Consider the following 14,137-nt stretch of genomic DNA (forward strand, 5'->3'; position numbering starts at 1 on the left):
AAGTAATGGGGCTGGGGAGTGCCGCATGGAACAGGGATTTCCCATCACGTCCGCGTTATTCAGCTGCATGCCGCTGATGAAGCCATGCTTGAAACTGGCTATGCTGACATACTGCTTGCGGCTTGTGGAAAATGGCGCACCCGACAGGATTCGAACCTGTGACCTTTGGAATCGGAATCCAACACTCTATCCAGCTGAGCTACGGGTGCATCCGAAGGCGATGTGACTCGCCGTTCCAGAAGCGGTCATAGCGCAGTCGCTCGCGCGCATCAATCCGAAAAAACAGCCGGCGGTTCAGGGCAAATCAAGACGCGTCGGCTTGAAGGCGGGCGAAATGGGCGAATGCCGGTCAAATGCTCGCCCGAGCCTTTGTGACCGAGACCAAACCTGGGGGGAATGAACGTTAGACGTTCAAAAACTGCTCGTCTCTCCGTTCCGGAGCCGATTGTGCCCTTGTGGCAACGGCTTAAACGGTTAGTATCGTTACAGGAAGGTCGTTGTCGGGGGCAGCGGTCGCCCGAGGGGCAATAATGATAATGGCGGGGAAATGCCTGAAATTACTATGGATGAATTGTTACCCAACACGTCTGGTCTAGACTTTTCAGTCATGGACGATGCTGTTGGGTATCGACTGCGGCGTGCGCAGCTTGCCGTCTTTCAGCATTTCAACGAAGCCTTTTCTTCGAAAGGTCTTCGGCCGACCGATTTTGCAACCCTGCTTCTTCTGACCGACAACCAGGGCGCCAAGCAGAGCGAAGTGGCTGAGGCGCTTGGCATCCAGCGGGCGAACTTCGTCGCGATTGTCGATGGTCTGGAGAACAAGGGCTATATCGAGCGCCGCAAGTCGGAAACCGACCGTCGGGTGCAGTCGCTCTACATGACGCCGGCCGGCGAGGCCTATCTCGAAGAGCTGATGCCGATCTGGATCGATCACGAGCGCTGGGTGCTGGAGCAACTTGGCGGCGTTGCCGAGCGCGATACGGTGAACCGTCTCCTCAGGCGCCTCTACGACTGATAGTCAGCGTCCAAATCCCAGATCATATCGCTTGATCGCCTCGTCGATCAGGCGATTGGCCATTTTCATCCGGATTGTTGCCTGTTCGCGGAAATCTGCGGGCAGACGGTCCGGATGATTGTCGCGGGCGAATGCCCGCCTGCGCTCCTGAAGTCGCTCGCGATCGTCCGATGGCTCGAGGCCGAGATCTTCGACGACCTCCTCGGGAGAAAGCCGATCGAGCCAGACCGGTGGTGGCGGAGGGAGGGTCTCAAGGGGGGCGGCAGGCGGTTCAGGCTCTGCCGGCGGGATCTCATCAGACATCAGGGACAGATAGGCATCGAGCCTGGGATCTGCGCCCGATTCCGACAGAGAAGGGCCCGGGCCCTGCTCGGGCGTTTCGGACAGGAAGCTCGTCGACAGGCCGTTGATCCGGAAGGTGGGTTCGTCTGCCGGCGGCTGCTCCTCGGCTTCCGCGTCGAGCCGGTCAACGACCGACTGGAAGAGCGACTTTCCAAACAGCATGCGTGCCAAGACCTCCGCTGCGGTCACCTCGCCGCGCTTTCTCGGCACAAGAGCAGCCCGACGTGGTGTGGGGCTTGCGTTGCACGTCAGCAGGAACCCGTCAGAGGAAGGATCAGCTTTGAGACTGGTTCTGGCTCTGCGTCGCCTCGACCATCAGCTTGACTGTGAGGTCCTCGCCGGCGAGCCCGATGCGCATGCCGGAGACTGGAGCTGCATCTGCATAAGACAGGCCTGTTGCGATCCGGACGTATCGGGTGTCGGGGCAGTGGTTGTTGGCGGCGTCGAAACCTACCCAGCCGAGGCCCTGTAGATAGACTTCCGCCCAGGCATGGGTTGCGGTCTGCTCCAGCCGGTCGTCCATCAGGAGATAGCCTGAGACATAGCGGGCCGGCAGGCTCAAGGCCCGTGCCGCGCCGATGAAGGCATGGGCATGGTCCTGGCAGACGCCGTGGCCGGCTTCCAGCGCCTGTTCGGCGGTGGTTTCCGTGCCGGTCGATCCGGTTTCATAGGCGATCTGTGCGTTGAGCTTGCCCATCAGGTCATGCATCTTCGCCAGTTCATCGCCGCCCGACAGGCTGCGCGCAAGCTCGCGGATGAGCTTGCCTGGCTTGGTGAGGGGCGTATCACGCAGATAGAGCCAGAGCGGCACATAGCCCTGATGCGGGCCGAAGACTCCGGCCCGGTCTTCCGTCTCGACTTCACCCGAAGCGACGATATGAACGCTGTGGCTATCGCCTTCGGTGGAGACGAGGTGCGTGTGGTTGCCGAACTGATCGTTGAAGCCCGCTTCGACCTTTGCGCCATCGACGACGATGTTCCACGACAGCACTTTCTGGCCCGGGCTATCCTGGGGACTCAGTCGCAGGCGCTGCAGCGAATACTGAACGGGATCGTCGTAGCGATACTCGGTGGTATGGGTAATCCGGAGACGCATGCGCTCAATCCTGCTCAACTGTAGAACCTGTAGCCCTCGGTGATCTCGCTGCCCAGCTTGTTGTTGAGGGCAATGAAATTGTCGAGGAACTCGTGCAGCCCCTGATCCATGATCTGATCGATGCTGGTCGCCCGAAGAGTTGCAAAGACCGTATCGGCGGTTTCGTGTGCGGCGAGGCGCTCGCCGTAGTCCTTGCCGATGTAGCCGAGATTGGAAACGATCTTCTCGTAGCAATAGGCAAGCGAGCGCGGCATCTGACCGCTCAGGATCAGGAAGTCGGCGATGTTGCTCGCCTTGTATTCCCCGTCATACACCCACCGATAGGAGCGATGGGCGGAGACCGAGCGCAGGATCGATTCCCACTGCATGTTGTCGAGCGAGGAGCCGACATGGGTGATCGCCGGCAGGAGCACGTAGTATTTCACATCGAGGATGCGGCTGGTGTTGTCGGCCCGCTCGATGAAGGTGCCGATGCGAGCGAAGTTGTAGAGCTCGTTTCTCAGCATCGAGCCGTGGAAGGCGCCACGGATCAGACCGGCGCGGCGCTTCACGGTGTCGATGACCTCGGGCAGGTCTGCCGACTTCAGCTTGCGGGCGAGCATCTGCTTCAATTCGATCCAGCATTCGTTGGTGGCTTCCCAGGTCTCACGGGTGAGCGCGGTTCGCACCATGCGGGCATTGTTGCGGCCGGCGTCGATGCAGGACATGACGCTCGACGGGTTGGCTGGATCGCGCAGCATGAAGTCGATGGCATCAGAGGCCGTCACCTTGCCGTGCCGTTCGGCAAACAGCGGGCGCACGTCGGCGCTTTTCAGGACGGCGTCCCAATCCTCGTCCGAGGCGCCGGATCGGGTGAGCGACATGCGAAGGCCCGCATCAACGAGACGGGCGATGTTTTCGGCTCTCTCGATGTACCGGAACATCCAAAAGAGGCCGTTGGCAGTTCTTCCGAGCATGACCATGTCAGTCCTCCAGTACCCAGGTGTCCTTGGTGCCGCCGCCCTGGCTGGAATTGACCACCAGCGAACCCTGCTTGAGGGCCACACGGGTCAGGCCGCCGGGAATGATCTGCACCTTGTCGGAGACGAGGACATAGGGACGAAGGTCGACGTGGCGGGGCGCGATCCCCTTGTTGACGAGAATCGGCACCGTCGAGAGCGACAGCGTCGGCTGGGCGATGTAGTTGGAGGGCCGCGCCTTGAGTTTTTCGGCGAAGTCAGCGCGCTCCTTCTTCGTGGCCGTCGGGCCGACCAGCATGCCATAGCCGCCGGAGCCGTGGACTTCCTTGACCACGAGCTCTTCCAGGTGCTCGAGCACGTATTTCAGGCTGTCGGCTTCCGAACAGCGCCAGGTCGGCACGTTCTCGAGCAGCGCCTTGCGGCCGGTATAGAATTCGACGATCTCCGGCATGTAGGAATAGATCGCCTTGTCATCGGAAATGCCGGTGCCCGGCGCATTGGCGATGGTGATGTTGCCGGCGCGGTAGACATCCATGATGCCGGGGATGCCCAGCGCCGAATCGGGGCGGAAGGTGAGGGGATCGAGGAAGTCGTCGTCGACGCGGCGGTAGAGCACGTCGATCGCCTCGTAGCCCCGCGTGGTGCGCATCTTCACCTTGCCGTCGATGACGCGCAGGTCCGAGCCTTCGACCAGTTCGACGCCCATCATGTCGGCGAGGAAGGAGTGTTCGTAATAGGCCGAGTTATAGATGCCGGGCGTCAGTACCGCGACGCGCGGCTTGCCCTTGCAGCCGGGCGGGGCCAGCGAGGCCAGCGACTGGCGCAGCAGATAGGGATAATCCTCGACACGCTGGACCTTGTTGAGCTGGAAGAGTTCCGGGAACATCTGCATCATGGTTTCCCGGTTCTCCAGCATGTAGGAGACGCCGGAGGGGGTGCGGGCATTGTCTTCGAGAACGTAGAACTGGTCCTCGCCTGTTCGCACGATGTCGGTGCCAACGATGTGGGTGTAGACGCCGCCCGGCGGGCGAAAGCCGATCATCTCGGGCAGAAAGGCGACGTTTTTCTCGATCAGCTCGCGGGGAATGCGGCCGGCCTTGATGATTTCCTGCTTGTGATAGATGTCGTCGAGAAAGGCATTGAGGGCCAGCACGCGCTGTTCGATGCCCTGGGCGAGCTTGCGCCACTCACGGCCGGAAATGATCCGCGGAATGATGTCGAAGGGTATCAGCTTTTCGGCGCTGTCGGCATGCCCATAGACGGCGAAGGTGATGCCGGTCTTGCGGAAGATGTTCTCAGCATCTCGCGATTTCGCCAAAAGCCTTGCCGGATCCTGGCTGGAATACCAATCGAAGTAGTTCTGGTACGGTGCACGCGGATCGTTGTCCGCAGTGATCATTTCATCAAATGCCAATGGCGCCATCCCCTTTTTTGTTCATTTGAATACAACCAATTGGGCAATGCAAGCTGGATCACTGGCTTCGGTCGCAGAATTGCAGTCTGCCGAATGTGATTGAAATCAGAGCATTCGCGCAAACTCTGTGCAGAGTGATAGATGTTTTGCAGTTCCAGACGGCTCTACTCCCGCGTGATTTGGCATCTTCTGAAATTCGGCAAGCGTAACCTGGTCGCGATTGCTGAAAAAATGAGCAGATGAGCCTGCGAGATTTTTTGCGGCATGCTTGAATGGAGTTGACGGCAGCCTGCATGAAAACTCTTTTGACCGCCGCCCGGTGCCGCAGTATCGAAGCTTGCTGCCGGCTGCTGCGATCCGGTCCATGAAAGACAGTTCTCCATGACCCTTGCCCGGCTTGCGCCCGTCCTCTTCGTTCTCTTGTGGTCGACCGGCTGGATCTCGGCCAAATACGCGACGTTCTTCGCGGATCCGCTGACCTTCCTCGTGGTGCGCTACGGGACGGCCGTCGTCCTCTTCTATGTCGTCTGTCGGCTGGGCGGCGTTTCCTGGCCGAAGCAGAGATCCGGGTGGCTGCATGCCATCGTATCCGGCATGTTTTTGCACGGGCTTTATCTCGGCATGGTCTGGTGGGCGATCGGGCAGGGAGTGCCGGCCGCCTTGTCCGGAATCATCGCAGGGCTGCAGCCGTTGATGACCGGGATTGCCGCGGCCTATCTGATCGGGGAAAATCTCAATAGCGGACAGCGGGTCGGTCTCGTCATCGGCTTCCTTGGTGTGGCAATCGCCGTGCTGCCGAAGGTGTTGATCATCGATGCCACGAGCATTCCGGCTTATGCGGTTGCGGTGAACGTGCTGGCTATGGCCTGCGTGACCGCCGGCACGCTCTACCAGAAACGTTTCGTCCGCGAGGGCGATCTGAGGGCTGTTGCGACGCTGCAATATGTCGGTGCGCTGATCGTCACCATTCCGGCGGCCGTCGCTCTGGAAAACCTACGAGTCGACTGGAGCCTCGGTTTCTTCGCTACGCTCGCCTGGTCAGTGGTCGGCATCTCGATGGGGGCGGTAGCGCTGCTGCTCTACCTCATCCGCCGCGGGGACGTGTCGAAGGCGGCGTCGCTCATCTATCTCGTGCCGCCGCTCGCGGCGCTCGAAGCGGCGATCGCCTTTGGCGAAGAGCTCACCGTGCCGATGATGGTCGGCACCTGCGTCGTCATGGTCGGGGTCTATCTGATCAACCGCAAGAGTGCGGTCGAGCCGATCATCGTCAAAGACTGACGCTATGAAAAATGGCGCGGTGGGTACCGCGCCATTTCAAATTCAAACAGACTCGAGCCGTGGCTCAGGCTTCGCGACGGCGTCCGCCGGCAGTGCCCGAGCGGGCTGGACGGCCCTGGCCGCTGCCATTGCCCGGACGACCCTGGCCGCCATTGGCGCTGCGGTTCTGACCGCCGCCATTGCCACCCTTGCGGTGACCGGACTTGGCGGGACGACCGTCGGCCTTGGCGCCGCCTTCGGACTTGCCGCGACCCTGGCCCGGGGCCTGGTGGTTTCGGTTGTTGCCGCCGCCACCGCCGCCAGCGCGACGCTGCGGACGGGCCGGGCGTGCGAGGTTTGCCGGCGGTTCGCCAGAGGCGACCGGGATGTCGATGCTCATCAGCTTTTCGATGTCGCGCAGCAGGCGACCTTCATCGGGACCGCAGAATGCGATCGCGATGCCGTCACGGCCGGCACGGGCCGTACGGCCGATGCGGTGAACGTAAGCATCCGGGACTTCCGGCAGGTCGTAGTTGAAGACGTGGGAGACGGCCGGGATGTCGATGCCGCGGGCGGCAACGTCGGTGGCGATCAGCGTCTTGATCTCGCCGTCACGGAAACCCTTCAAGGCGCGCTCTCGCTGGCCCTGGCTCTTGTTGCCGTGGATCGAGGCGACCGAGTAGCCGGTGGCGTCGAGGTGCTTCATCAACTTTTCCGCGCCATGCTTGGTGCGCAGGAAGACGATGGAGCGGCCATCCGGATTGTCGTTGAGGATCTTCTTGAGCATTTCCGTCTTGGCGTTCTGGCCTGCGACGAAATGCACGTGCTGTTCGACCTTGTCGGCAGCCTTGCCGGGAGGGGAGACGGCAACCTTGAGCGGGTCGGTCAGGAAGCTAGATGCGAGATCGGCGATTGCCGATGGCATGGTGGCCGAGAACAGAAGCGTCTGACGCTTCGGCGGGACCATCTTCGAGATCTTGCGCAGGTCATGGATAAAGCCGAGGTCCAGCATCTGGTCGGCTTCGTCGAGAACCAGGTAACGCACGGCGCGCAGCGAGATCGCGTTGCGGGCGATCAGGTCGAGCAGGCGGCCGGGCGTGGCGACGAGGATGTCGGTGCCCTTTTCGAGCTGCAGCTGCTGCTTGCCGATGGAGGCGCCACCGACGACCTGGTTGATCTTCAGCGGCAGGCGGCGCAGGTAGCTGCGCAGGTTGTCGCCGATCTGGTTTACCAGTTCGCGAGTCGGGGCGAGAATGAGGGCACGGGTGGTGCGGTTGTCAGGGCGCTTCTCATCCTTGAGAAGCATCTCGATCATCGGCAGGCCGAAAGCGGCCGTCTTGCCGGTGCCGGTCTGGGCGAGGCCGATCAGGTCGCGGCCGCCGAGAACGACGGGGATGCCCTTTTCCTGGATGGGAGTGGGGGTCGTGAAGCCGAGCGTCGTCAGCGTCGCGACGATATTCTTGGAGAGGCCAAGATCATCGAAAGTTGTCAAAGTCATACCTTTCGGGGCGCCAAATGCACAAACCCCGGAACGCGTTCTTCGCGAGCCGGTTGGCATTGGCGTCAAGAACCCCGCGTGATTTGGGAACTTGTAAGTTGGAAAAAAGCTTTCCAAGCGCATCGGCGGCATGCCCGCCCGGATGTCATGCGCCTTATCCTTCGTCGCGTCTCAGTTGTCGCTGGGCACGCTCACGCGGCGGCCGGAAGGTAAAAGCTGACCTGCAGATGGGCTTATTTGTTCCGAAAGTCAAGGCTTTGTTTGCGGTGCAGCGTCAAGGCGTAGCTGCGCGGTTCAAGTGTCGAGCGTAAGATGAACCAGAATCTGGCTGCCGGCGGCGATCGCCTCGCGGCGCCGCAACTCCGCCTTCAAGGGTAGGAGGAAGCTGTCGCGTCGCTTGTCTGGGAAGAGGGAGGTCTTCACCCGGCTCTCGCCGATCCGTGCCTGGACGGCGATGGCCCCAAGTGCATTGGCACGGCCAAAGAAGCGCGCCTCGGCAGCAGCCTCCGCCGGCAGGAAGACACCGTGCCATCCGCTGGGGCCGTCAAAGCGGACCACCTTAGCCTCGAAGCGAATGGCGTGCCCGTCCTCGCTCATTCTGCCCCATCCCGGGGCATGGCGAGGTCGAAATCGGCACTCGCGGCGCTTGTCCCGTTCACCATGATCTCCAGCCTGTGAGCGCCCGGATGATAGACACGCGTCGTGATTGGCCGAAAGGCATGGCACTTTGCGATGGTCACGCTTTCATCCGGCTTGAGCTGAAGGCTCTTGCCCTTGAAAACCTTCGGTGAGAGCGAGCCATCCTTCTTCTGGTGGTGGATGGCGTAGTCGACCAGGACCGTGCGCATGTCCTTGCCCGTATTGGAGAGAAGAATCTCGAATTCGAGTTCGCCGGGGAAGTCGATCTGTTGGCTCTCCAGCGTGAGCGTCGCCGTCACGTCGTCCAGCGGCGCAAAGCCGAAATTGGCGAGCGCCTTGCCGTGGCCCTTCTTGATCAGCGTGCGCGAGGCGTGCTTGAGCAGCCAGAGCCGGTCTTTCGAAGCGCCCGCGGAATGCCTCTCCACGAAATCAGCGACCAGATCCGGGTGATCCTTGGCAATGTCGTTGAGGCTGTTGGCGACAGAGCGTCGGACGTAGTCCTCGGGGTCGTCGATGAGGGCTTCGAGAATCGGCAGGATCGGTGTCGGGTTCTTCACCAGGGCGGGCAGGCGCATGGCCCAGGGCAGGCGGGGGCGGGTGCCTTCCGAGGCGAGGCGACGGACATGGTGGTTCGGGTCGAGGGCCCAGGATGATATGATGGCAAGTGCTGCATCCTGCTCCTCGGCGATGAACGGGCGTATGCCGAATTCTGCGGTGAAATGCGGCGTCAGCGCCTTCAGGAGCGCGAGTGCTGTCTCCAGTTGGCCACGGCCATGGGCGGCAATGTATTGGTTGAAGGAGAGGAGGGCCCAACCGCTGAGGCCCACGCGATCCGGTGCCGGCAGGCAGGCGTGCAGGATCTGAGCCGTTTGCTCGAAATCGGCAGGCAGGTGTCGATGCAGGGCATCCGCAATGCATTGACCGCGCTGCATCAGCTCCAGCCCGTCGATGACGGGCAGGATGTCCGCGACAAAGGCGGCGTGATCGAAGGTTCCCCAGGCCCGCGCCACGGCATCAGCCGTATCGCGGGCGGTGTGTAGGCCGATCAGGTGTTTCAGTGGCTCGGCCATGATCGCTCAGATCGTTCCGTTGGTTTCGAAGTGCTGCATCAGGGTAACACCCGTGATCGCTGCCATGTAAGGTGCGAAGGCGGGGTCGGCCTGAACTTTCGCGGCTGCTGCGTCGGCGCTTTCCTTGTCTGCCCATTCGACGAGATCGGCGATCATGTCGCCCTGTTCGATGGCGGTCAGCGCCCGCCAGCTGACGAAGCCCGGATAGGTGTTTACCGCCGCCATGGCGGCACGTCGGGCCTGTTCTGCTGCGGGCCTGTCGGTGACGGTGCAGACGGCGAGTTCGAGGACGGTGGTGGTGGTCATGAGGGTCTCCCTTTGCTGTTGACGGCTTGACCTACCACGACCCAACTGACAACCTTGTGGCCATAGCTATTGCCGGAGGTATCGTATGCGCCCCGCAGACCGCCTTTTCCGGATCATCCAGTTGATGCGCTCGACGGGCCGCGCCATGACGGCCGCCGAGATTGCCGAGAAGATGGAGGTTGCGCCGCGGACCATCTACCGCGACATGGATCATCTGATTGCCTCAGGCGCCCCGATCGAAGGAGAGCGCGGCGTCGGCTACATGCTGCGCGAGGCCTTCGATGCCCCGCCACTCACTTTCACCTTCGAGCAGCTGGAGGCGCTCGCCTTCGGGCTTCGCGCCGTCGAGATGCTGGGGGATCCAAGGCTCGGCCAGGCGGCGCGCGAGGCGAAGGACAAGATGCTGGCGATGCTGCCGAAGGATCATGCCGAGCGGCTGATCTCCGCGCCGATCCACGCTTTCCGCTCATCGGCCCAACCGGTCGTGCCGGATTGCCTGGGCGACGTGCGTTCTGCGTTGTCGGCCAAGCGCAAGGTCTGGGTGGCCTATCACTCGCTGCCCGGCGAGCGCAGCCAGCGTGTCGTCTGGCCGCTGGGCTTGGCCGCCTTCGGCGCGATCTGGGTGATGACCGCCTGGTGCGAGATGCGCCAAAGCTTTCGCGACTTCCGTCTCGACCGGGTCGAGGACTGGAAGGTGATGCAGGACCGTTTCGAGCCTCAGCCGCATCAGACCTATCAGGCGTATTTGAAGCAGCTCAGCTGAGTTTTGCTGTGGAGCGGGATTTTTTTATGCCGTTCTCCTAAATTCCATAAATATTAAGGGGTCGAGCGGATAGGTAGAGGTACGAAAGCAACTTCTGAAAGACGCCTATGAAACACCTGAGAGTTTCCCGCAAGCTGACTTTGGCATTCGCCTCTGTCCTGTTCGTTGTCATCGCCTTCTGCTCCGTGGCATTTGTGTCGATGCAGCGGATCCATGAGGCGACGCTGGCCAATCAGCAGACGCAGTCGGTCCTGAAGTTATCAGGTCAGATACTTGCGACGCTGGTCGAGCACCAGAATGCCATGCGAGGCTTTGTCGCCAGTCTGAATGAGGAATTCATCGAGCGCATGGCAAAGTATGGCGATGCCGTGCCGCCGCTCATGAGTGAACTTGAGCAGAAGCTCAGCAAAGCGGAAGCCGAAACCTATCTCCCCCCGGCACGCCAGGCGATACAGACGTTCTACGCTCAGCTCGATGCGACGGTCGCCAACGCACGCGATCCGGCAAAGATTGAAGAGACCCGCAGCAATATTGCGACGACCGCGCGCTTGAGCGATATCCGCAAGGCGCTCACGGCTCTCGACGAAGCGAGCCAGAAAGTTGCCGACGAGCGAACAGCTTTGCAGAACGCGGCGTTCGAGACGGGTACCAAGACCCTGATTGCCGGGGGGCTGACCGCTGCCCTCATCGCCGTTGCCATGGGCATCCTCCTGACACGCAGCCTCGCAGCCCCGCTTCGCGGCATGACGGTCGCCATGCGCAAGCTGGCTGAAGGTGACACCGCCATCGACACTCCTGCGATGGGGCGTCGTGATGAGCTTGGCTCCATGGCCGCCGCAGTGGAAGTCTTCCGGGCCAACGCAATCGCTGCCCGGAAGCTCGAGGCCGACGCGAAGCAACAGCAATCCTTGACCGAGGCCGAACGCGCCGAGCGGGCAAGGCTGGATCGGGCTCGCTCCGAGACGATGACCCAGGCAACCGCAACCTTGGCGGGCGGTCTGGCGGAACTCGCAAAGGGCAATCTCACGGTCCGCCTGGAGCAGCCTTTCGCCGAGGAATTCGAGACATTGCGCAAGGACTTCAATGAAGCTGTCTCGCAGCTTGCCGAGACACTTTCCGCCGTCGCTCACACTACCAACTCGATCGACACTGGTAGCCGCGAGATCAGTGGCAGCACGAATGATCTGTCACGACGCACCGAGCAGCAGGCTGCATCGCTCGAAGAGACAGCTGCAGCGCTCGACGAAATCACGGTCAATGTCCGTCATGCTTCAAACCGCGTGGAGGAGGCGCGCGCCGCTGCATCGGATGCCGCACACAGTGCCGAGACTTCCGGCACCGTCGTTGCCAGCGCCGTTGAAGCCATGGGACGTATTGAGCAGTCGTCTCAGTCGATTTCCAACATCATCGGTGTGATTGACGAGATCGCCTTTCAGACCAACCTCCTGGCCCTCAATGCGGGCGTTGAAGCGGCCCGTGCCGGCGACGCCGGCAAGGGATTTGCGGTTGTCGCCCAGGAAGTCCGCGAACTTGCACAGCGGTCAGCGCAAGCTGCTCGTGAAATCAAGGACCTGATACGGGTTTCGACCGAGGAAGTGTCCAAAGGCGTGAAGCTGGTCAGCGACACCGGTGCCGCGTTGAAGACGATCGAGAGCTTCATCACCACCGTCAACGTCCAGATGAACGCCATTGCCACATCTGCAAAGGAACAGGCGACCGGACTGGCCGAAGTCAACACGGCCGTCAATCAAATGGACCAGTTCACTCAGCAGAACGCGGCCATGGTCGAAGAGACGAGTGCTGCGAGTGCAGGCCTTGCCACTGAAAGTACGCGCCTACGCCAACTGGTTCAGCGTTTCGAGATCAGTTCCGTCAACAGCAATGCCCAAGTCGACAGAGGCTATGCATCCGGGATGCGTCGCTCCGCATAGCGGGCAGGCGACCTCCGTCAGGAGGAAGCCCGTTTTCGAACTTCCAAACCATGCAGCCTCGACCTTAACGGGTCGAGGCTTTTGTCTGTCGGGATCTCCGCGTTTCCTGGTCGGATTCCATTCCTCAGAAATCCGTCGCAACCCCGCCCTCGGCCTTGCGTTTCGCCACGAAGGTGTCGAGTTCTTCCTCGACGGCCGGGTCAATCGGCGGGCGCTCGTAGGAGCCAAGCTTTTCCTTGAAGACGCGATTGGCGTGGTCATAAGTTGTCGGGCGGCCGGCTTCCGTCCAGGTCTCGAAATTGCGCCAGTCGGAGAGGATCGGCGAATAGAAGGCGCTCTCATAGCGGGCGAGCGTATGAGCCGTGCCGAAGAAGTGGCCGCCAGGGCCGACTTCGCGCACGGCATCCAGCGCCAGCGCATCCTGGCTGACGTCGAGGGGCGTCAGGAACTCGGCGACCATCTGCAGCATGTCGACGTCGAGAATGAATTTTTCAAAGGAGGCAGTCAGCCCACCCTCTGACCAGCCGGCCGAATGCATGATGAAATTGCCGCCCCCTTGCGTCAGCGCCCAGAGCGAGAAGGCGCTCTCATAGGCTGCCTGGGCGTCCAGTGTGTTGGCGGCATTGGTGTTCGAGGTACGGTAAGGGATGCCGTAGCGGCGGGCGAGCTGGCCACCGACAATGACGGCTTTCATATATTCGGGCGTGCCGAAGGCAGGCGCACCGGTCTTCATGTCGACATTCGAGGTGAAGCCGCCATAGACGACTGGGGCGCCGCGCTTGACCATCTGGGTAAAGGCGATGCCACACAGCGCTTCGGCATTCTGCTGCACGACCGCACCGGCGATCGTGACGGGCGCCATGGCGCCTGCGAGCGTGAACGGCGTCATGACGACGACCTGGCCGCGCGACGACATTTCGATGATGCCCTGAAGCATCGGCCCATCGAGGCGGAGCGGCGAAGACGAGTTGATGATGGTGAAGAGCGAGGGCTCGCTTTCCATCTGCTCCATGGAGACACCACGGCCGATGCGGGCGATCTCGATCGCGTCGAGATTGCGCTGCTTGCCGAGCGAGTAGCAGTGGAAGACCTTGTCGGTCAGCTTCACCATGTCGGAGAGGCAGTCGAGATGGCGCACCGAGGCGTGGATGTCGATCGGCTCGACCGGATAGCCGCCGGTCGTGTGGATCACGTCGTAGCACTGAGCAAGCTTGACCAGCTTGCGGAAGTCTTCCTGGTTGCCGGCACGGCGGCCGCCCTCGCGGTCTGCGACGAAGGGGGCAGAGGCGATCTGGGCAAATACCAGGTTGTTGCCGCCCATCTTGACGTTGCGCTCGGGATTGCGTGCGAACATCTGGAATTCGCGCGGGGCAGAGGCGATCATGTCCATGATCAGGCCGCGGTCGAAGCGGACGCGGTCGGATCCCTCCGTCACCTCTGCGCCATGCGCCTTCATGATGGCGCGCGCCTCGGGCAGCATGATGTCCATGCCGATCTCTTCGAGAATGGTGAGCGATGCCTCATGCATGTCATCGAGGGCCGACGGGTCGAGAAGCTCGGTCTTGGTCAGGCGATTGACGAGATTGCGATACTTGCCGGCCGCACCCGTGCGGACACGTTCGGCTCCCCGACCGCCCGTGCGCCTGCGGCGTTCACCGCCTGCAGAGAGGGTTTCAGTCTCGGACAAGGCGGAGGTCGTAATGTCGCTCATGGTCGATCCATTGTGTCAATCTCGACATCAAGTCTCGCAGGTTCGGAAGCCAAAAGGCATTGCCGTTTGCGACGAAAAACCGGCTCATCTGGAACAGTGGTGCGGCTGGAGTGATCCGTCAGGGATACGCGTTCAT

The 14,137-nt window shown here is 61.6% G+C and carries 13 protein-coding genes and 1 tRNA gene; 4 read left to right on the top strand and 10 right to left on the bottom strand.

Features of this window, described 5'->3' with window-relative positions:
* Positions 1-132: 132 nt before the first annotated feature.
* Positions 133-209 (bottom strand) — tRNA-Arg (locus BSY240_RS20710).
* A gap of 398 nt (positions 210-607) precedes the next feature.
* Between BSY240_RS20710 and BSY240_RS20715 the strand changes: the two genes are divergently transcribed.
* Positions 608-1,015, top strand: a complete 408-nt coding sequence (locus BSY240_RS20715) for a MarR family winged helix-turn-helix transcriptional regulator (RefSeq protein WP_054148408.1) — start codon at positions 608-610, stop codon at positions 1,013-1,015.
* Between the two features lie 3 nt (positions 1,016-1,018).
* Here BSY240_RS20715 and BSY240_RS20720 read toward each other — a convergent pair whose 3' ends face one another.
* The 4 genes from BSY240_RS20720 to BSY240_RS20735 form a co-directional block, all read right to left on the bottom strand.
* Positions 1,019-1,519 carry a J domain-containing protein gene (locus tag BSY240_RS20720; RefSeq protein WP_069043575.1) on the bottom strand — a complete coding sequence of 167 codons (501 nt, stop codon included), beginning with the start codon at positions 1,517-1,519 and terminating at the stop codon, positions 1,019-1,021.
* 112 nt (positions 1,520-1,631) lie between these two features.
* Positions 1,632-2,453: a transglutaminase family protein gene (locus BSY240_RS20725; RefSeq protein ID WP_069043576.1), complete on the bottom strand. Its 822-nt coding sequence runs from the start codon at positions 2,451-2,453 to the stop codon at positions 1,632-1,634.
* Between the two features lie 14 nt (positions 2,454-2,467).
* Positions 2,468-3,409, bottom strand: a complete 942-nt coding sequence (locus tag BSY240_RS20730; protein WP_054148535.1) for an alpha-E domain-containing protein — start codon at positions 3,407-3,409, stop codon at positions 2,468-2,470.
* A 7-nt stretch (positions 3,410-3,416) separates the two neighbouring features.
* Positions 3,417-4,826: a circularly permuted type 2 ATP-grasp protein gene (locus tag BSY240_RS20735; protein ID WP_054148536.1), complete on the bottom strand. Its 1,410-nt coding sequence runs from the start codon at positions 4,824-4,826 to the stop codon at positions 3,417-3,419.
* 381 nt (positions 4,827-5,207) lie between these two features.
* Here BSY240_RS20735 and BSY240_RS20740 point away from each other — a divergent pair, with 381 nt between their 5' ends.
* A complete protein-coding gene (locus BSY240_RS20740) occupies positions 5,208-6,104 on the top strand; it encodes a DMT family transporter (RefSeq protein WP_054148411.1) in 897 nt (298 codons plus the stop codon).
* A 64-nt stretch (positions 6,105-6,168) separates the two neighbouring features.
* Here BSY240_RS20740 and BSY240_RS20745 read toward each other — a convergent pair whose 3' ends face one another.
* From BSY240_RS20745 to BSY240_RS20760, 4 genes are all read right to left on the bottom strand, one after another.
* Positions 6,169-7,575 (bottom strand): DEAD/DEAH box helicase, encoded by a 1,407-nt coding sequence (locus BSY240_RS20745; RefSeq protein WP_083229761.1) that lies wholly within the window; start codon positions 7,573-7,575, stop codon positions 6,169-6,171.
* 300 nt (positions 7,576-7,875) lie between these two features.
* Complete coding sequence (locus BSY240_RS20750; protein ID WP_054148413.1) at positions 7,876-8,178, bottom strand: DUF1905 domain-containing protein; 303 nt, start codon at positions 8,176-8,178, stop codon at positions 7,876-7,878.
* On the bottom strand, positions 8,175-9,290 hold the full coding sequence (locus BSY240_RS20755) for a DNA alkylation repair protein (RefSeq protein WP_069043577.1): 1,116 nt from the start codon (positions 9,288-9,290) through the stop codon (positions 8,175-8,177). The genes BSY240_RS20750 and BSY240_RS20755 overlap by 4 nt, the downstream gene beginning before the upstream one ends.
* 6 nt (positions 9,291-9,296) lie before the next feature.
* Positions 9,297-9,596 carry a hypothetical protein gene (locus tag BSY240_RS20760; protein ID WP_069043578.1) on the bottom strand — a complete coding sequence of 100 codons (300 nt, stop codon included), beginning with the start codon at positions 9,594-9,596 and terminating at the stop codon, positions 9,297-9,299.
* A gap of 85 nt (positions 9,597-9,681) precedes the next feature.
* On the opposite strand from BSY240_RS20760, the gene BSY240_RS20765 reads away from it, so the two are divergent.
* Positions 9,682-10,359: a helix-turn-helix transcriptional regulator gene (locus BSY240_RS20765; RefSeq protein ID WP_069043579.1), complete on the top strand. Its 678-nt coding sequence runs from the start codon at positions 9,682-9,684 to the stop codon at positions 10,357-10,359.
* A 107-nt stretch (positions 10,360-10,466) separates the two neighbouring features.
* Positions 10,467-12,290 carry a methyl-accepting chemotaxis protein gene (locus BSY240_RS20770; protein ID WP_069043580.1) on the top strand — a complete coding sequence of 608 codons (1,824 nt, stop codon included), beginning with the start codon at positions 10,467-10,469 and terminating at the stop codon, positions 12,288-12,290.
* Positions 12,291-12,414: 124 nt separating this feature from the next.
* Here BSY240_RS20770 and BSY240_RS20775 read toward each other — a convergent pair whose 3' ends face one another.
* Positions 12,415-14,001, bottom strand: a complete 1,587-nt coding sequence (locus BSY240_RS20775; RefSeq protein ID WP_069043581.1) for a trimethylamine methyltransferase family protein — start codon at positions 13,999-14,001, stop codon at positions 12,415-12,417.
* Positions 14,002-14,137 lie beyond the last annotated feature (136 nt).

This window comes from Agrobacterium sp. RAC06, from assembly GCF_001713475.1.
Lineage (GTDB): Bacteria > Pseudomonadota > Alphaproteobacteria > Rhizobiales > Rhizobiaceae > Allorhizobium.

Excerpts from the sequence above, each read along its gene's own strand:
- BSY240_RS20760 (WP_069043578.1), bottom strand. The coding sequence starts at position 9,596 with ATGACCACCACCACCGTCCTCGAACTCGCCGTCTGCACCGTCACCGAC.
- BSY240_RS20730 (WP_054148535.1), bottom strand. The coding sequence starts at position 3,409 with ATGCTCGGAAGAACTGCCAACGGCCTCTTTTGGATGTTCCGGTACATC.
- BSY240_RS20750 (WP_054148413.1), bottom strand. The coding sequence starts at position 8,178 with ATGAGCGAGGACGGGCACGCCATTCGCTTCGAGGCTAAGGTGGTCCGC.
- BSY240_RS20765 (WP_069043579.1), top strand. The coding sequence starts at position 9,682 with ATGCGCCCCGCAGACCGCCTTTTCCGGATCATCCAGTTGATGCGCTCG.
- BSY240_RS20720 (WP_069043575.1), bottom strand. The coding sequence starts at position 1,519 with ATGCTGTTTGGAAAGTCGCTCTTCCAGTCGGTCGTTGACCGGCTCGAC.
- BSY240_RS20740 (WP_054148411.1), top strand. The coding sequence starts at position 5,208 with ATGACCCTTGCCCGGCTTGCGCCCGTCCTCTTCGTTCTCTTGTGGTCG.
- BSY240_RS20725 (WP_069043576.1), bottom strand. The coding sequence starts at position 2,453 with ATGCGTCTCCGGATTACCCATACCACCGAGTATCGCTACGACGATCCC.
- BSY240_RS20755 (WP_069043577.1), bottom strand. The coding sequence starts at position 9,290 with ATGGCCGAGCCACTGAAACACCTGATCGGCCTACACACCGCCCGCGAT.
- BSY240_RS20715 (WP_054148408.1), top strand. The coding sequence starts at position 608 with ATGGACGATGCTGTTGGGTATCGACTGCGGCGTGCGCAGCTTGCCGTC.
- BSY240_RS20770 (WP_069043580.1), top strand. The coding sequence starts at position 10,467 with ATGAAACACCTGAGAGTTTCCCGCAAGCTGACTTTGGCATTCGCCTCT.
- BSY240_RS20775 (WP_069043581.1), bottom strand. The coding sequence starts at position 14,001 with ATGAGCGACATTACGACCTCCGCCTTGTCCGAGACTGAAACCCTCTCT.